15 protein-coding genes are annotated in these 17,359 nt (G+C 43.3%); 7 read left to right on the top strand and 8 right to left on the bottom strand.

What is annotated here, in order from left to right; all coding sequences use genetic code 11:
• Positions 1 to 674 precede the first annotated feature (674 nt).
• The 4 genes from ATC1_RS05635 to ATC1_RS05650 form a co-directional block, all read right to left on the bottom strand.
• A complete protein-coding gene (locus ATC1_RS05635; protein WP_062279197.1) occupies positions 675 to 1,322 on the bottom strand; it encodes a bifunctional 2-keto-4-hydroxyglutarate aldolase/2-keto-3-deoxy-6-phosphogluconate aldolase in 648 nt (215 codons plus the stop codon).
• 61 nt (positions 1,323 to 1,383) lie between these two features.
• Positions 1,384 to 2,406: a sugar kinase gene (locus tag ATC1_RS05640; protein WP_062283951.1), complete on the bottom strand. Its 1,023-nt coding sequence runs from the start codon at positions 2,404 to 2,406 to the stop codon at positions 1,384 to 1,386.
• Positions 2,407 to 2,419: 13 nt separating this feature from the next.
• Positions 2,420 to 3,070 (bottom strand): bifunctional 4-hydroxy-2-oxoglutarate aldolase/2-dehydro-3-deoxy-phosphogluconate aldolase, encoded by a 651-nt coding sequence (locus tag ATC1_RS05645; protein ID WP_062279198.1) that lies wholly within the window; start codon positions 3,068 to 3,070, stop codon positions 2,420 to 2,422.
• Between the two features lie 300 nt (positions 3,071 to 3,370).
• Positions 3,371 to 4,138, bottom strand: coding sequence for an IclR family transcriptional regulator (locus tag ATC1_RS05650; RefSeq protein ID WP_062279200.1), 768 nt, complete (start codon positions 4,136 to 4,138; stop codon positions 3,371 to 3,373).
• Positions 4,139 to 4,649: 511 nt separating this feature from the next.
• On the opposite strand from ATC1_RS05650, the gene ATC1_RS05655 reads away from it, so the two are divergent.
• The 7 genes from ATC1_RS05655 (at position 4,650) to ATC1_RS05685 (ending at position 11,919) form a co-directional block, all read left to right on the top strand.
• On the top strand, positions 4,650 to 5,813 hold the full coding sequence (locus ATC1_RS05655) for an ABC transporter substrate-binding protein (protein WP_062279202.1): 1,164 nt from the start codon (positions 4,650 to 4,652) through the stop codon (positions 5,811 to 5,813).
• Positions 5,814 to 5,914: 101 nt separating this feature from the next.
• Positions 5,915 to 6,826, top strand: a complete 912-nt coding sequence (locus tag ATC1_RS05660) for a branched-chain amino acid ABC transporter permease (RefSeq protein ID WP_201777244.1) — start codon at positions 5,915 to 5,917, stop codon at positions 6,824 to 6,826.
• Positions 6,827 to 6,838: 12 nt separating this feature from the next.
• Positions 6,839 to 7,864, top strand: coding sequence for a branched-chain amino acid ABC transporter permease (locus ATC1_RS05665; protein ID WP_062279205.1), 1,026 nt, complete (start codon positions 6,839 to 6,841; stop codon positions 7,862 to 7,864).
• A gap of 17 nt (positions 7,865 to 7,881) precedes the next feature.
• Positions 7,882 to 8,667 carry an ABC transporter ATP-binding protein gene (locus ATC1_RS05670; RefSeq protein WP_062279207.1) on the top strand — a complete coding sequence of 262 codons (786 nt, stop codon included), beginning with the start codon at positions 7,882 to 7,884 and terminating at the stop codon, positions 8,665 to 8,667.
• Positions 8,648 to 9,364 carry an ABC transporter ATP-binding protein gene (locus tag ATC1_RS05675; RefSeq protein WP_201777245.1) on the top strand — a complete coding sequence of 239 codons (717 nt, stop codon included), beginning with the start codon at positions 8,648 to 8,650 and terminating at the stop codon, positions 9,362 to 9,364. The genes ATC1_RS05670 and ATC1_RS05675 overlap by 20 nt, the downstream gene beginning before the upstream one ends.
• 234 nt (positions 9,365 to 9,598) lie before the next feature.
• Entirely contained in the window at positions 9,599 to 10,747 is a 1,149-nt protein-coding gene (locus ATC1_RS05680) for a pyridoxal phosphate-dependent aminotransferase (protein WP_062279210.1), read from the top strand.
• A 149-nt stretch (positions 10,748 to 10,896) separates the two neighbouring features.
• On the top strand, positions 10,897 to 11,919 hold the full coding sequence (locus ATC1_RS05685) for a sugar kinase (RefSeq protein WP_062279211.1): 1,023 nt from the start codon (positions 10,897 to 10,899) through the stop codon (positions 11,917 to 11,919).
• 343 nt (positions 11,920 to 12,262) lie between these two features.
• On the opposite strand, the gene ATC1_RS05690 is transcribed toward ATC1_RS05685, so the two are convergent.
• From ATC1_RS05690 to ATC1_RS05705, 4 genes are all read right to left on the bottom strand, one after another.
• Positions 12,263 to 13,309, bottom strand: coding sequence for a Gfo/Idh/MocA family protein (locus ATC1_RS05690; protein ID WP_062279213.1), 1,047 nt, complete (start codon positions 13,307 to 13,309; stop codon positions 12,263 to 12,265).
• 82 nt (positions 13,310 to 13,391) lie between these two features.
• Complete coding sequence (locus tag ATC1_RS05695) at positions 13,392 to 14,381, bottom strand: ABC transporter permease (RefSeq protein WP_062279214.1); 990 nt, start codon at positions 14,379 to 14,381, stop codon at positions 13,392 to 13,394.
• The gene (locus tag ATC1_RS05700; protein ID WP_062279216.1) at positions 14,374 to 15,879 is read right to left on the bottom strand and encodes a sugar ABC transporter ATP-binding protein; all 1,506 of its coding nucleotides are present in this window, start codon (positions 15,877 to 15,879) and stop codon (positions 14,374 to 14,376) included. The genes ATC1_RS05695 and ATC1_RS05700 overlap by 8 nt, the downstream gene beginning before the upstream one ends.
• A gap of 360 nt (positions 15,880 to 16,239) precedes the next feature.
• Entirely contained in the window at positions 16,240 to 17,295 is a 1,056-nt protein-coding gene (locus ATC1_RS05705) for a sugar ABC transporter substrate-binding protein (RefSeq protein WP_062279218.1), read from the bottom strand.
• Between the last annotated feature and the right edge of the window lie 64 nt (positions 17,296 to 17,359).

Raw genomic sequence — 17,359 nt, forward strand, 5'->3', positions numbered from 1 at the left:
GTAATGACAAATTGTCATACGAGCCCACACAGTGGTGAGAATTCTGTCATTGCGAGTTCCATTAGGGGTGATATTTGTCATTGCGAGCCCCGAAGGGGCGTGGCAATCTCCCTGCCCCATTCTGTAAAGGGTGCCACACGAAAAGAGATTGCTTCGTCGGGCTGATGCCCTCCTCGCAATGACAGCGTGTTGGGTTGATGCTCTTCTCACAAAGACAGATTGCCATGCAAGTCACACAGTGGCAAAGTCTGTCATTGCGAGCCCCGAAGGGGTGTGGCAATCTCCCTGCCCCATAATGTAAAGAGTGCCACACGAAAAGAGATTGCTTCGTCGGGCTGATGCCCTCCTCGCAATGACATATTGCCATGTGTGTCTTCCTGAGTATCTTGAATTAGTGCCTTGAAATCTCCAAATTTGAGCGTAAAAAGGGACTTTTTTTCAAAAAGTGAGAAACTCAAGTAGAAAACGATTAAGCGAATTTTCAACAGCCGTTCGAGGCATGGACCAACTATCGAATCAAAGTCATTTTTCTTATTGCCGCATATTCGCATTTTTTTTGGAGATTTTCCCATAAAAAATGAGCACTGTTATCGCCTTTCCCGAAAGAAAGACCAGCGCTCATTTTTCACAAATATTTTGGAAGGTTAAAGAAAAAGTATTTTTCCCTGTTTGATTTACAGCCCGCGAGCTTCTTTAATTTTCTCAAGGAATTTCTTCGCCATATCGGTAATCGATTGAAAGTCACCGGTTTTTGCTCCGCTAATGAGTGCGCCGCCGACACCGACAGCTACTGCGCCGGCTTTGATCCATTCACTGACGTTTTCTAATGAAACGCCGCCGGTCGGCATCATTTGGGCTTGCGGAAGCGGTCCGAGGATGGATTTGATAATTTTTGGCCCGAACAATTCACCCGGGAAAATCTTAATAATATCCACACCGGCTTCCAGATCCATGATCACTTCTCGGATGCTCATTGCCCCGGGCATGACCGGGACACGATAACGGTTGCATAAGCGGACAGTTTCGGAATCAAAAGCAGGTCCGACGATGTATTGGGCACCGGCAAGAATGGCGATTCGTGCAGTTTCGGAGTCCAGAACGGTTCCGGCTCCGATAATGAAATCCGTGGAATCTTTATATTCCTCAGCCAGACGATGAATGATGTCCGTCACACCCGGCACAGTGTAGGTTAATTCGATTCCTGCGACGCCGCCTTTGACGCAGGCATCGGCGACTTTCAATGCTTCTTCAGTATTTTTCGCGCGAATTACGGCAACGAGCCCACATTCTTTCAATTTTGTAATAATCTGTTCTTTTTGCATTTTTTTATCCTGTAATCAATTGTTTCAGTAATCCTTGCAAAATCGGAGGTGTTCTTCTGATTTATCTCTGAATTCTGCCGGAACTGTCTCCTCCCATCAGGCGGAAGATTTCATCTTCCGTTGACAGGTTAAAATCCATTTCCATGGTTTGCTTCAAACAGGCGGCGGCAGTTGCATATTCAATCACCGTTTGCGGATCGAATGCTTTCATCAGTCCGTAAATTAATCCTGCAGCAAAAGAATCTCCTCCGCCGACACGATCAATCAGATGGATTGAATACTTTTTTGACTGGAAACATTTACCATCCGAAAACAGCATGGCAGACCAATTGTTATCTGAAGCCGATATGCTTTCTCGTAACGAGAAGGCGACTTTCTTGAAATGATAGGTATTGATCAGTTGTTCAGCGATACTGACATAGCCCGAATAATCCAGTTTCCCGGAGTTTACATCCGTATTTCCAGGCACAGCGCCCAACACTTTGCAGGCATCTTCTTCATTTCCAATCAGAATATCAACATACTGCATCAAGTTTTTCATAACGGATTGAGCTTTTTCTTCAGACCACAACGCGGACCGGTAATTGAGATCGCAGCTGATCGTTATGCCGGCAGCATGCGCTTTTTGACAGGCTTCTTCGACGACCTGCGGCAGATGCTCGCCGAGAGCTGGTGTGATACCTGTGAAATGGAACCAGTCAGCACCTTGAAAGATGTTGTCCCAATTGAAGTCTGTTGGTTTCGCTTCCGAAATAGCTGTATTTTTTCGATCATAGACAATTTTGGAAGGCCGTTGAGAAGCTCCTTTTTCACAATAGAATACTCCAAGCCGATTTCCGCCATAGGCGATATGGGAAGTCCCTACTGAGAAACGCTTCAGCATGGAAACTGCGCAGGCTGAAATTGCATTGTCAGGCAGCCGCGTGACAAATTCCGTATCGATTCCGTTATTACTTAGTCCGACTAATACATTTGCTTCCGCCCCTGTGTAATTTACATCAAACGAAGCGGCTTGTAAAAACCTTTGATAACCTGGGGGACTGAGTCTGACTAACATATCCCCAAAACCAACTACTTTTCCCATGCTGGATCCTCTTTTAATTATTGGATAAAATTTCGCGGATTCTTCTCGCATTCTCTTCAATTTGGTCAAAACGATTCTCACTCAGAAGTTTCCGGTTGCATAACGAGCTTCCAATGCCGACACCCGTAAAACCAAGACTCATGAATGCTGCCAGATTCTCCATGTTGATTCCGCCGACTGCCATCATCTTGATATGGTTGATCGGCGCCATCACCTCTTTGATATAAGCAGCGCCAAGACTTCCGCATGGAAATAATTTCACAAAATCTGCGCCGGCATGGTGCGCAGTGATGATTTCTGAAGGCGTCATAGCGCCTGGTATTGAAACCATTCCCAGATCTTTCGTATAGCGGATGATTTCTATGTCTGTATTGGGTGAAATGATATATTTAGCTCCTGCATCATAAGCGGCTTTTACCTGATCTCTTGTCAGGACGGTTCCAGCTCCAAAGGCACGTCCAGAGAAGGTTTCATTCAGCATTTGAAGCGCTTCCGATGTTTTCTGAACGCAATGAGGGTCTTGCTGATCGAAGGTGACCTCGACAAGTTGAATGCCGCCTCGTTCAATTGCTGAGACAAATGCTGACAATTCTGCTCCATATACTTTTCGGCAGATTGCAATCACTTTCTGCTGTTCGATTAATGTTTGAATTTCCTGGGCCATAGCAGATTCCTTTTCAAAAAAGATTGAAATCCCGTTCCATAATAAGGAATTATATGCAATCCATAAAAAAGAGTCAATTACAGGTATTCGAAATATGAAATGGATTCTATGTTGTGGTGTTGTTTTTGCCCGGAACGTAAAAACAATATAGCTATTCGTTGGAAAATCGTCAATTTGAAATATTCGCAGAATTTATTTTTGTTCTTATGGTTTTGCGCAAAGCGCAAAACCATAAGAACAAAAAATTTTTTCTCTCTCTATTGGTAATGCATATTTATATTTCAAATTACTGATCATATGTTATTTCGGTTTGGTATATCCCATTCGCAGCGATAACTGTTCTGCCGCTTCACGCATTTTTGCAAGAACAACTTCCTGTTTAAACGCTTTAAACAAATCCAGCCTTGAGACACTCATGGCAGCAATGACTTTGCGAGTAAAATCGTAAATCGGAACTGCCAGACAATAACTGTTTTCGACGTGTTCGCCGCGATCAACAGCATAGCCGTCAATGCGGGCTTGTTCCACTTCTCGTGCCAGTTCTTCGAAGTTCGTGATCGTTTTTGTCGTTCGTTTGACGTATTGGATGTTTTTGCCGAGCTCTTCAAATTCATCTTCCGGCAATTGGGATAATAGCACTTTCCCTAAAGCAGTACAATATACCGGTTCCCGCTTTCCAATGTCATAATACAGACGGATGCTGTTAAATTGTTCAATCCGCTCCAAGTACATGACTTCATTCTGATCCAAAACACCGAGATAGGAAATTGCGTTGAAAGTTGATGCGATGTTGTGCATAATTGGCACTGCTTCGGTTTTTAAGACAATTTTATTGAGATATATACTGGAAATTTCGACAAATTTATACCCAAGCATGTACAGGTTGGTTTGTTCGTTCTTTTCAATCAGATGGCGTGGGATGAACGAGCTTAAAATTCTGTGTACAGTGCTCTTCGGCAGATCAGTTCTGCGGGCTAATTCGGTGATGCTGAGCCCTTTTTCGGAAGTGGCTAATTGTTCTATAATGTCCAATGCTCTGTCAATGACTTGTACGTGAGATGTTTCCATATTTTACCCTTTGGTAAATGTTTCGATATCAAGAATAATTGCAAAGTATAGCATAGAATCCGCATGATGGAACAATGTTACGCACTCATTTTTTTTATGGATTCCTGAATAACCTGATTTGTCACAACCATTTTATGATTTTTATCCTGTTTATCGGTTTTTCTATCAAATCTTCGATTTTAAGAGATATTCGATGCTTGAAAGCCGATATAAATTATGATATACTCCAAAATAATGAAATGCAATACCATAATGTGGAACAACTTTTTTGACCCGACACGATCTTTCGTTCTGAACACAATATTATAAAAAATTGATTTCAAATTTTGCCGATATTCTCTTTTCATATGAAGAACCAATCTCCATTTCAAATTGCCATCATGTCAGATACGTTCTTCTCAATGTTTTAGAAAACATCTAATTGTGGCAGAAATGGTTCTTTTTTATCGTACAATGGAATTACAGCAAATCCTTTTGCTGAAAACAAATAGAAACTATGGAGGAAACTGTTATGAAGAAGATTAATGTTATTTTATCTGTTCTTGTTCTTTTTACATTACTGATCAGTGTTGCATCTGTCACCGCAGCTGAGACTGGCAAAACATTGAAAATCGGCGTGGTCAGCCCGATTTCCGGAAGTGCCGCATTAGCTGGCAAATACATTGTCAATGGTGTGAAGCTGCTTGAGAATGAACTTAACGCTGCTGGCGGCGTCATGAATAATGGCGTTCTCTACCCGATTGAATTTGTTTATGAAGACAATGAAGCAAAAGAAGACATCACAACCAATGTCTATCAAAAGCTGATTTACCAGGATGAAGTTATCGGCATTGTCGGACCGGATATGTCTAAATGTATTCTGGCAGCCGGAACGATTGCACAATCCGCCGGATGCCCGGCTATCGGAACATTCACGACGAATGTTGCTGTAACCCAAATTGGTGATTATCTGTTCCGTGCCTGTTTCATTGATCCTTTCCAGGGTCAGGTTGCAGCTACCTTTGCATGGGGCGAAGGCTACAAAACCGCTGCAGTGCTTTATAACAATGCGGATGCTTACAGCAAAGGACTTTATGAGGCTTTTGTACAATCCTATGAAGCGCTTGGTGGAAAAATTGTCGAAACACAGGCTTACAGTGGCGCAGATGTCAAGGATTACAACGTCCAATTGACAAAAATCGCAGCGGCGAAACCGGAATGTGTCTTTATGCCGAATCTGTTAAATGAAGTTCCGCTTCAGATCCAGCAAGCACGTGCCAATGGCATTACCGTTCCGTTGATCGGTGGCGACAGTTGGGATACACCTGAAGTTGCGCAGGTTGCCGGTGCTGAAAATATTAAAGGTTCAGTTTATATTTCAGCATTCTCCCCCGATAACCCGGATCCGATCGCTCAGAAATTCGTCAATGACTTCAAGACTGCTTACAATGGCGATGTACCGAACTCCAACGCCGTATTGGCTTATGAAGCGGGTGCAATGTTAGTTGAAGCGATTAAGAATGCCAAGACCGTCGATCGAGCAGGAGTTCGTGACGCACTTGCACAGATCCAGGGTTTGGCGCTGCCTTCCGGTATCGTCACTGTAGGTGAGGATCGTAATCCGATCAAAGGCGCTGCAATCCTTCAATACAATGACCAGGGTGTTGCAACATTCCTCAAGAATGTAAATCCGTAATCAATCCTATTTGCAAGTTGGAAATGCCTGCCGATCTTGTTTCAGCGGCAGGCATTTTACAATATTTCGACCGAAATCAATAAAAAAATGGAGGTATCGATTTGTCCACCCTGATGCAATTTTTGGTTTATGGACTTCAATTAGGCAGCGTTTATGCTTTGCTGGCTCTCGGATATACCATGGTGTATGGTATTGTGGGTATGATCAATTTTGCTCATGGCGATTTCTTGATGATTGGGGCTTTAGGTACATTTTTTCTTGCTCAAGCCTTTTCATCGTTTGCCGTCAACGGTACCTATTCCGGATTGATTGTGGCTTTGATCCTGTTTACTGCGATGGTGGGAACCGGATTGATCGGTGTAGGTGTGGAAGCAATTGCTTATAAACCGCTGCGGAATCGTCCAAAAATGTCGGCTTTAATTACGGCAGTGGGCGTTTCTATGTTCCTTGAGAATTTTCCCCGTGCTTTACCATTTATCGGTCCCTCTCCCCGTTCATTTCCGATGTTATTTCCCACAAAACGATTCCAAATTCAAGGGGTTATGATCAGCACTACACAAATTATCATGATCGTCTTATCACTGGTATTCATGTTCATCTTATATAATGTTGTCAATCGAACGAAAATTGGCAGCCAAATGCGGGCATGCAGTATGGATAAGGATGCTGCTCAGTTAATGGGAATCAATATCAACCGAGTGATTTCAATCACATTTTTCATCGGCGCTGCGCTGGCTGCGGCAAGCGGAATTTTTTACGCCAGCATTTATCCTCAGGTGGATGTATATATGGGCGGATGGCTGGGTACGAAATCTTTCATTGCGGCAGTTATCGGCGGAATTGGGGATATTCGCGGAGCAATGCTCGGCGGATTTATTATGGGAATCACAGAAATCTTAGCAACTTCTGTCAATTCAAATCTCGGATATGCCATCGGTTTTGTGATTCTGATCCTGATTTTATTATTTAAACCTGCCGGAATCATGGGCAAGCTGACGATTGATAAAGTATAAAGGGGCGATACGATGAAACCATTAATTCGAAAGCTTTTGCCTATTCTGGGTGTCGTTGCACTTTATTACCTGATTATGTATCTCAAATCGATTAAAGTCATGAACCCGTATCATATTCAGGTACTGATGTTTGCCGGTGTGAATATTATGATGACGATCAGTTTGAACATCGTCAATGGTTTCACCGGACAGTTTTGTATCGGCCATGCCGGTTTTATGTCTCTGGGCGCCTACGGGGCATCGATTGTCACTACGATGATTTTTGGAGGCTTTTCAGTGGCTCCCAATCTTCGAATTCCAGTTTTCCTTCTAGGATTACTGGCAGGAGGGCTGGTGGCAGGCGCTGTTGGTCTTCTGATCGGTATCCCGACGTTGAAATTAAAAGGAGATTATCTGGCGATTGTTACGCTGGCTTTTGGCGAAATCGTACGGGCTACGCTGCGGTTGATTGAACCGATAGGTGCTGCCAGAGGTATGATCGGTATTCCACCATATACGAATTTTGCCTGGGTTTTATTCTTTGTTGTATTAACGCTGATTGTGGCACGGAATTTTATTTACTCAAAACATGGAAGGGCTTGCATAGCCATTCGCGATAATGAAATCGCTGCCGATGCGATGGGAATTAATACAACCAAATATAAAATCATTTCTTTTGTTTTTGCTGCCTTTATCGCAGGTGTCGCTGGTGGATTGTATGCGCATATTATGTCTTTCATCCAACCGGATACCTTCAGTTTCGTTAAATCGAGTGATTTGCTGGTGTATCTGTACGCAGGCGGTACTGGATCTTTGACCGGTTCTGTTCTTGGCGGTCTGCTTTTAACTGTATTGCCGGAAGCACTGCGGACTTTTGGCAATCTAGTGAATTGGAGAATTGTGATTTATGCTGTGACTTTGGTTATCATCATGCTGTACCGACCGCTTGGTTTGTGCGGCGGAAAAGAGCTTCCTTTATTAAAGATCAACCGCAAACATTTATATGAGAAAAGCATTTTCAGCAAAAAATCCGTTCATCCGTCTGAGACGCCAAATTAGAAAGAGAGGATCAACCGATGTCTATTTTAGAAATTAAAAACCTTTCTATTGAATTCGGCGGATTAAAAGCGGTTGATGATTTCAACCTTTCCTTGGAGGAGGGTGAAATTATTGCGATTATCGGTCCAAATGGAGCTGGAAAAACAACAATTTTTAATATGCTGACCGGTATTTATGCGCCGACAAAAGGTTCGATTGAGCTCAATGGCGAAAGTCTGCTCGGTTTAAAACCTTATCAGTTTGCGCAGAAGGGTATTGCGCGTACGTTTCAGAACATTCGTTTGTTTGCAGCATCGACAGTAATTGACAATGTAAAAATGGCATATACCCATCAATGTAAAGAGTCTTTTTTTGAATGTATCTTCCGTACTCCGAAAATGGTTGAGGAAGAACGCAAGATCGATGAACGGGCGATGGACTTACTGAAAGCGTTCGATCTGGAAAGTAAAGCTGATATTCTTGCAAAAAATCTTCCCTATGGAGCACAGCGCCGCCTGGAAATTGTGCGCGCATTGATGCTTGAGCCGAAAATTCTACTGCTGGATGAACCGGTTGCCGGTATGATCACAACAGAGTTGGATGACATGGCAAAAATGGTCCGTGAATTGCGCGACAAACTTGGACTGACGGTCATTCTGATTGAGCATCATATGAATTTTGTGATGCCTATTGCAGACAGAATTAAAGTATTGAATTTTGGTGAAACGATTGCTGAAGGATCAGCCGACGAGGTTCAGAATAATCCGGATGTTATTGCCGCATATTTAGGAGGGGGATACAAAAATGTCATCACGAATGCTTGATGTTAAAGACCTCGCAGTCTCTTACGGCATGATCACTGCGGTTAAAGGCGTATCCTTCAACCTGGATGAAGGTGAAATTGTTGCGCTGATCGGTGCAAACGGCGCCGGAAAATCTACCATTTTAAGAACCATTTCCGGTTTGGAAAGAGCTAAATCGGGCAGCATTCAATTTCTGGGAAAAGAATTAACCAAAATGCCTGCTCATAAGATCGTGGAAGCTGGAATTGCTCATGTGCCTGAGGGGCGGCGTGTTTTTCCCCGCCTGACTGTGAAAGAGAATCTCATGCTTGGGGCGAATATTGTCAAAGAACGTTCAATCATTCAACAACGTTTGGAACGTACGTATCTGACTTTTCCCCGGCTCAAAGAACGGCAGGCACAATTAGCCGGCACACTGTCCGGCGGCGAACAACAAATGCTGGCGCTGGGACGAGCGCTTATGACCGGCGGCAAGCTCATGCTTTTAGACGAACCATCCATGGGGCTGGCACCGATTATTGTAGAGGATATTTTTCGAATTATCAAAGAAATCAATGAAGCAGGAACCAGCATTCTCCTGATCGAGCAAAATGCGTTCCTTGCTTTACAGACTGCATCCCGTGCTTATGTTTTAGAGACAGGATTAATATCCATCGAAGGAAAATCATCAGATCTGCTGAAAGATGATCGAGTGCGTGAGTCTTATCTGGGTGCGTAGTTGTGAAGGAATTTTCAAGTCTCATGAGATTGCAATGCTTATCGACTGACGCACATAATGCGTCGTAATTCAGTAATTCGAAATATGAAAAGAATTCTTTGTTGTTCTTATGCTTTTACACAAAGCGCAAAACCATAAGAACAACAAGTTTTCTTCCTTTATTTGAAAAGCCAATCCAAATTTCGAACTGCTGGTCGTAATAAAAGAATGGAGAAAAAAAAGGAAACGATTGATATGGAACTATCAAAAATAGCCCAAAATTTAGGCGGATCTGCAATTCGCCAGATGTTTAACGAAGCTTTGAAAATGACGGATACAATCAGTTTTACCGTTGGAGAACCGGATTTTATTACACCGAAACCGATTATCGACGAAGCTTGCCTGAATTGGCAGAAAGGCCTGACCCATTACACACCGAATGCCGGCGTCCTTTCGCTGCGGCAGGAAATTGCAAAATATGAAACACGATTAAATCCGGATCCGGAAAGTCAAATTATTGTAACCTGCGGCGCAACCGAAGCAATTCAAATGGCGCTTTTTACAATTGTCAATCCCGGCGATGAAGTTATTGTTGTCACGCCTGCCTGGCCGAATTATTTTGGGCAAATCGGTATGTGTGGAGCAATTTTAAAAGAAGTCCCAGCTCGGGAAGAAAATCATTTCGTACCTGATATTGACGATATTAAAAAAGCCATTACCAGTAAAACAAAAGCGATTATTTTAAATTCTCCATCAAACCCGACTGGCGCTGTAATCGACGCGGATACGATGAAACAATTGGCTGATCTGTTCCGCAGCCATGATATTTTTATCATTGCCGACGAAGTGTATAATCGCCTGGTTTATGATCAGGAGCAGTATTGCAGCATCACTTCCTTTGAAGGGCTGGAGGATAAGATCATTTATATCAACAGTTTCTCAAAGATGTTCGCCATGACAGGATGGCGTCTCGGCTACGCTGTCAGCAAGCCGGATATTATTCGGAACATGACCAAACTGCATGAAAACGGCGCTTCCTGTTTGCCTGCACCCAGCCAGATTGCCGCTGCCACTGCGCTTCGGTTTCATCAGGATGAAATTGAAAAAATGCGCAGCATTTATGAAAGGCGACGCAATATCATATGCGGGCTGATCAATCAAATTGATGGTATTTCCTGCAAGACTCCCAAAGGAGCTTTTTACGTCTTTGCTAATATTACAAAAACAGGTATGCGATCTGAAGATTTTTGTATGAGTTTACTCAAGAAAACCGGAGTGGTTACGGTACCTGGTTCCGGTTTTGGAGAGAGCGGAGAAGGATTTGTGCGATTTACGTATGCAACCTCTGAGGAAAATATTCAGGAGGGTCTGAAACGGATCAAAGGATTTGTCGAAGCGTTATAAAGGAAGATTCAAGTATTCTTAAATTACGGATAGTTTTTCGTATATAGAACGGAAAATCGTTATTCTTTTATTTATTCTTTTTATGAACACCAAAAAGAATAATGATGAATCCACCTTATATTACGAACGATTAAGAAGGGTTAAAACGAATGGAAAAGATTGTCTGTTTTGGCGAAATAATGATGCGGCTGAATCCGGAAGGATATCTGCGTCTGGTACAGGCAGACCGGTTGATGGTTTCCTTTGCCGGAGGTGAAGCCAATGTCGCCGTATCGCTGGCGAATTATGGAAAAGATGTTTCTTTTGTGACGAAAATTCCTGATCATGAGCTCGGACAGGCATGTGTCAATGAACTGCGCAGGTTTGGCGTAGATACTTCAAAAATTATTCGCGGTGGAAAACGTCTCGGTATTTATTTTGTAGAAAAAGGTGCGTCACAGCGCGGGTCTAAAGTGATTTATGATCGGGAAAATTCTGCAATCGCGCTTGCGGATCCTTCTGAATTCGACTGGAAAAAGATTTTTGATGGTGTTTGCTGGTTCCATTTTACTGGTATTACACCGGCATTGAGTGATAAGATGGCAGCGGCTTGTGAGGAAGCCTGTAAAACTGCAAAAGAAATGGGCATTCGAATCAGTTGCGATTTAAATTACCGTAAAAAACTCTGGACTCGAGAAAAAGCCGGGCAGGTCATGAGCGGACTGATGAAATATGTGGATGTCTGTATCGCCAACGAGGAGGATGCTGCGGATGTCTTTGGTATCAAATCGGAAGATACCGATGTAGTATCCGGGAAATTGTCAAAAGAAGGATATATTCAGGTTGCGGAGACATTGTCAAAACGTTTTGGCTGTAAAGAGGTTGCCATCACGCTGCGCACCAGTATTTCTGCTAATGATAATCAGTGGGCAGGGATGCTATATCGGAATGGTCAGACCTGGTTTTCTAAGGAATATCTGATTCATATCGTGGATCGCGTGGGGGGCGGTGACGCTTTCGGCGGCGGACTGATCTATTCAGAATTGGAAGGGATGGAGCCGCAGGATGTGATTGAATTTGCCGTTGCTGCTTCCTGCCTGAAGCAATCGATCGAATTTGACATGAATCAGGTATCAGTTGCGGAGGTGAATGCGCTCATGAAGGGCAATGCAACCGGCAGAGTGCAGCGGTGATTCTTGCTGGGAAAAAGCTGATTTTTAAAGGAAGTATTTGGACGATCCGTAAAAACAATCAATAAAAAACAACACAAATACAAATAATTTCATCTGTATATTAAATCACTGGAAAAACAAAAAGGAGAGCTGCAGAATTCTGTTGCTCTCCTTTGTTTTCATGGGACAGGAGAGTGCTTCACCACGATGTGGCTCGCAATGACAAGAATCGATGCGCTGGCAATGACAAACCTTGCTACTTGTATAACTCGGCAATGAGAAGATTCACTGCAATCGGATTCACATGGTACTCTGTCTTTGCGAGGATGGTAGAAACCCGACGAAGCAATCTATATTCAGTCTGTCATTCCTGATCAACCGTAACGGTGTATCTTTGTTCAGCAGATTTTTCTGCTGCAAAGATGACTTTCATGGCTTTCATGGCTTCCCGGCCTGAGATTGCGGGAGGCGTTTTCTTCAGCAGGCAATCGATGAAGGTATCGATAACCATCGTATTGGTCCTGCCCCCGGAAGTCTGTTCTTTGTTGGATGTCATCTGATCCAGCTCATAGCAAATTCTTGAACCGTCTTTTTTCTCGACGATCAGCGCATATTTAGGGTCATTGTAGCAGCGGATGATGCCATCGGTTCCATACAAAATGGTCGAATTGTCCTCATTTCCATAGAATGTCCAACTGACATGCATCGTGCCAATCACTCCACCGCGTGTGCGATAGATACAAAACGCGTTGTCATCAACCTGGATCGGTGAACCGTCGGGATATTTTTTATCCAGCGTACTAACATGTGCTGTCACTTCAGTTATCACGTCACCGGTCAGAAAATGAATGAGATCTGTTTTATGTACGCCCAAATCCGCCATCGCGCCAAAGACAGCGCGTTTTTTATCGAAGAACCAGGAATTCTTCTGCCCGGTCCAGCCTTCAGGACCCGGATGCCCAAATGTCGTCCGGAAGCTCAGTAATTTTCCAATCTCTCCTGCTTGAATCAGCTCCCTTGCTTTTACATGAGCGCGAGCCAGGCGTTGATTCTGTCCGATCATTAAGTATTTACCGCTTTTTTCTGCTGCCAAAACCATCGCTTCACAGTCCTCAAGTGTGGTAGCCATCGGCTTTTCACATAGGACATGGACACCGGCTTCAAGTGCCTTTATGGAGATAGCGGCGTGAGCGATATTGGCAGCGCAAACGCTGACGGCGTCAAGATCACTGGCAAGCAGTTCATCGATGGTATCAAATGCTTTTCCGCCGTATTTTTGTGCGAAACTATCTGCTCGACCTGGAATTTCATCAAAAAATGCTGCCAATTTGCAGTTTGGATTTTCTGCATATTCTGGCGCATGCCTTACCTCAGCGATTTTTCCACACCCGATAATACCGATCCTGTACATTTTTCAATCTCCTGCAGTCATTTAAAGTTCAATCCAGATTTTCAAAAACCATCAGGATTTTTTCTAATCACTGTTTCTACAGTTATTTACTTTTATTCTGAACGTTTTGGAGCAGAACTGCGACGATGATGATCGCTCCACTGATTGCGCCGTTAAGAAATGTCGGGACGTCTGCCATGGTCAGAATGTTGTTGATGATTTTAAACATCAGAGCGCCCAGAAAAGTTCCGATTATTTTTCCGCGCCCGCCTGTCATGGAGGTACCACCGATCGCCACGGCTGCAATGACTTCCATCTCGTAGGCGTTGCCAGCGCTGGCAGCTGCTACTGCCATTACACGGGATGCATACAACCATCCGGAAAAACCACAGAGCAGTCCGGTGATCATAAAGACGATGATCTGAATACCTTTGACATTGACACCGGCAAGGCGTGCGGAATTTGTATTGCTGCCGACTGCATAGATATGTTTTCCCAATTTTGTCTGCCGCATAATGATCCCGAATAGAATCGAGAACACAATAAACATGATCATAGGATAGGGAATTTTGAATCCGAAGATCCGGATACTGCCGGCAGCAACAAGGCGGAAAGTATCAAAATTTGTATTGCTGACGGTAAAAGGTCCACCCTGTCCCCATTGGTTAATCAGTGAACGGCAGATACTCTGCATTGCCAGCGTGGCAATCATGGCAGGCATATTACCTTTTGCCACCATCAGACCGTTTAAAGATCCGATCAGGGTTCCGAGAAGAAGACAGAATGCAAACATCAGCCAGATGCTGTTTGTAAAATTCAATACAACAATTCCCAGACCGGAAATAATGGCGACCTGTGCCCCCACAGAAATATCGATCTGGCCTGCTGAAATCACCATGCTCATTCCCAGAGCGATAATTCCTGTAGTTGCAGTTTGCACAAAGATATTAATAATATTGCTCCATCGCAGGAAATTCGTATTGACGCTGACAGCCAGGATCAGGAGCAGGATAAAAGAAAGCCAGTAGCTGTATTCTGCAAATAATTTTTTGATGAGATCTTTAAATGAATATTTTTGAAATACACTAACCATTTTTTACCGCCTCTAAATTTGCTCCAGTAGAATAGTACATAATACTCATTTCGGTTATTTCATCCCGATTTAACCTGGCATTAATTCTGCCTTTGTATAAAACAATACAAGAATCGGCAACCTTATGAATTTCCGGAAATTCGGAACTGAAAACGATAATAGCTTTTCCATTTTTTGCCAGTTCGATGATCAAACGATAAATTTCAAATTTTGTTCCGACATCGATCCCTTGAGTCGGATTATCAAAAAGCAGAATGTCTGCATCCGCCTCAAGCCATCGGCCAAGAATCACTTTCTGCTGATTTCCACCGGACAATGATGTGATTGGATTTTTCGGCTGATCGGTCTTAATGGAGAGTGCTTTCTGTTGGCGTAAAAATCGCTCTTTCTCTCTTCGGCTGTCGATCAGCAGACGTTTGAATTTGGTGTTGAAGAATGCCATCGAAATATTGTCATAAATCGAGAGATCATTGTGGATGCCGCGTTCCTTGCGTGATCTTGGAACCATGCCGATGCCATTTTTCATGTGGTCGATAATGGTGCTTCTCTGTTTCAGCGTATGATTTTTTACCTGCAGGGTTCCAGTATACTCTTCAGCGCCGAACAAGGCATCTGCCAGCAGATCACGGCCGGATCCCTGCAGACCGGTAATTGCCAGGATTTCTCCCTTGTGCAGATCAAAACTGATATCAAAGAAAGATTTCCCCGACAAGTTTTTTACAGAAAGGATGACTTCCTCTTGTCCATAATACGGCTTATTTAAGAATTCTTCGTCAGCCAAATGACGACCGATCATCAGTTCTGTTGCCTGTTGTTCATCAATTTCTGCAAATTTTCCGTGTGCGACCAATTTCCCATCACGCATAATATAGTAAATATCGCAGATTTCAAACAGCTCCGGCATCTTATGAGAAATATAGATAAAACTGACCCCTTCAGTTTTAAGCTGCCTCATAATATCAAATAATCTTTTAATTTCTTTTGTTGCCAGAGCCGTTGACGGCTCATCCATGATGATCAGGTCGCATTTGAATAACAAAGCACGCGCAATTTCAACAAGCTGCCTTTCGGCTGGCTGCAGTGTACTGACAATCGCATTCGGATCAATTTGTACCTGCATACGTTCGAAAACCTTCAGACAACGGTTGATCATTTCTTTCTTATTCAGCAGTCCGTTTTTTCGGAGTAATTCTTCCGAAAGGAATATGTTTTCAAAAACACGTAAATCATTGCAGAGGCTGATTTCCTGATGGATAAAACGGATACCCATGCGCATCGCGTGCAGTGCATTGGAAATTTGTACTTTATTGCCATCGATAAAAATTTCACCTTCGTCCGGGGGAAATGTCCCCGCAAGCACATTCATCAAGGTTGTTTTTCCTGCTCCGTTTTCCCCAAGTAAACCGATGATTTCACCCGAGTTAACTGTAAAATCGATATGATCAACCGCTCTGACGGGCCCGAAATCTTTAACGATTCCTTTCATCTCTATGAGCAAATGAATCACCTCCCTTTATCATGTTGGTATATTAATTGTAATTGAAAACTGATTGACAAATTTTTCGAATCAGTAAGTTGAAAAATGAACATAATTTTTTCAAATTGAGATCACAATGTTGTTGCGATTTTTTTTGCGCGAAACGGAAAAATAATACAACAATAATTATGATTTTTCATATTTTGAATCGCTGATTCAGCAGTGATTCCCATATATGGGTAAGATTCCTGTCGATGAATACGTTCCGCTTAATTACCCCTGTTCAAAAATGCTTCTCAAAAAAGCAAAATGATGATGGATATAGGAAAGCCGTCCGGCTCACTGCCGGACGGCTTCTGCCTGAACTTTTAAAGTTTCAGGTTAGTTCATAGAAATACTGTATCGTTCTTCAAATTCCTTGCTTGCACGGAAAGCCTCGACCGTATTTTTGTCGATCTCGATGGACGGGATCAAGAAAAGCTGTCCATTGATATCCTGTCCTGCATATTGTTGTCCTTGAGCAGCGGCAACACCCAGACGGATGGCTTCGCGAATGAAGGATGGGCTGAAGAAATAGGTATCGAGCTCAATTCCGTTTGCAACCGGTTTATCAAAGGTCGCCAGTGTTTCACGTCTTCCGCCGACACCAGTCATCAATTTGATATTCAGTTTTGCTGCCGGATCGCTGCCAAAATAGTTGTTCAGAGCAACGACAATACCGTCAACGACTTCATCATCATGGGTGACGATCAGATCCAGATCCTCAATTTCTTTGGCGTCCGCTGTCGTCAGCCAGTTTTCCATTTGTTCCTGGGCTTTGGCGTTGGACCAGTCGGTTTGATAATCCGCCTGAACCTGTTTGAATTGAGCGGCATATTCGGATGCTGCGATAACATCATCCATACCTTTGGAGCGCTGAATGGAAACAGTCGAGCTGTCACCGATGAACCGCAGATAGGTGATGGTTTCGCCTGCTTTTAATTGTTCAGCAAAATACTTCAGCAGATATTCACCCATCCATTTACCAATGGTCTCATTGTCGCCCATGATTTCTGCTGTCGGTTTGAAACCATCGATCAGTCGATCATAGATGATCAATTTCACGCCGGCTTCCATAATGGTGGTGGCTGCATTCTTTAACTGTTCTCCTTCGAGTGGCCATAAGACGATACAATCCGGACCCCATTCCAGAATCGTTTCAATGGCTGCGATTTGTTTGGCTGCTTCACCGCCGACCTCAAATTTGTATTCAAAGCCAATTTCCTTGGATAATTTTTCGAGTTCAGCACGTGCATGTGCAACACTTTCGCCCGTGAAGCCATGATCTGCATCCGGAGTAACGACACCGATTTTAAAAGAATCGGCTGCAGAGACAACACCCGTTATTGCCATAGCAAGAACGAGCACAATAGATAAGACAAACAATTTCTTCGACATATTTTCTCCTCCTAAATCAAAATTCTTAATCAACGGTTTACCATCATTAGTTAACCGTGATTTT

Origin of the sequence: Flexilinea flocculi, from assembly GCF_001192795.1 — a bacterium.
Classification (GTDB): domain Bacteria; phylum Chloroflexota; class Anaerolineae; order Anaerolineales; family Anaerolineaceae; genus Flexilinea; species Flexilinea flocculi.

What these genes read in the sequence shown, in the direction of transcription:
- ATC1_RS05635 (WP_062279197.1), bottom strand. Translation starts at nt 1,322, where the DNA reads ATGCAAAAAGAACAGATTATTACAAAATTGAAAGAATGTGGGCTCGTT.
- ATC1_RS05645 (WP_062279198.1), bottom strand. Translation starts at nt 3,070, where the DNA reads ATGGCCCAGGAAATTCAAACATTAATCGAACAGCAGAAAGTGATTGCA.
- ATC1_RS05640 (WP_062283951.1), bottom strand. Translation starts at nt 2,406, where the DNA reads ATGGGAAAAGTAGTTGGTTTTGGGGATATGTTAGTCAGACTCAGTCCC.
- ATC1_RS05690 (WP_062279213.1), bottom strand. Translation starts at nt 13,309, where the DNA reads ATGTACAGGATCGGTATTATCGGGTGTGGAAAAATCGCTGAGGTAAGG.
- ATC1_RS05650 (WP_062279200.1), bottom strand. Translation starts at nt 4,138, where the DNA reads ATGGAAACATCTCACGTACAAGTCATTGACAGAGCATTGGACATTATA.
- ATC1_RS05685 (WP_062279211.1), top strand. Translation starts at nt 10,897, where the DNA reads ATGGAAAAGATTGTCTGTTTTGGCGAAATAATGATGCGGCTGAATCCG.
- ATC1_RS05670 (WP_062279207.1), top strand. Translation starts at nt 7,882, where the DNA reads ATGTCTATTTTAGAAATTAAAAACCTTTCTATTGAATTCGGCGGATTA.
- ATC1_RS05655 (WP_062279202.1), top strand. Translation starts at nt 4,650, where the DNA reads ATGAAGAAGATTAATGTTATTTTATCTGTTCTTGTTCTTTTTACATTA.
- ATC1_RS05675 (WP_201777245.1), top strand. Translation starts at nt 8,648, where the DNA reads ATGTCATCACGAATGCTTGATGTTAAAGACCTCGCAGTCTCTTACGGC.
- ATC1_RS05680 (WP_062279210.1), top strand. Translation starts at nt 9,599, where the DNA reads ATGGAACTATCAAAAATAGCCCAAAATTTAGGCGGATCTGCAATTCGC.
- ATC1_RS05665 (WP_062279205.1), top strand. Translation starts at nt 6,839, where the DNA reads ATGAAACCATTAATTCGAAAGCTTTTGCCTATTCTGGGTGTCGTTGCA.
- ATC1_RS05705 (WP_062279218.1), bottom strand. Translation starts at nt 17,295, where the DNA reads ATGTCGAAGAAATTGTTTGTCTTATCTATTGTGCTCGTTCTTGCTATG.
- ATC1_RS05695 (WP_062279214.1), bottom strand. Translation starts at nt 14,381, where the DNA reads ATGGTTAGTGTATTTCAAAAATATTCATTTAAAGATCTCATCAAAAAA.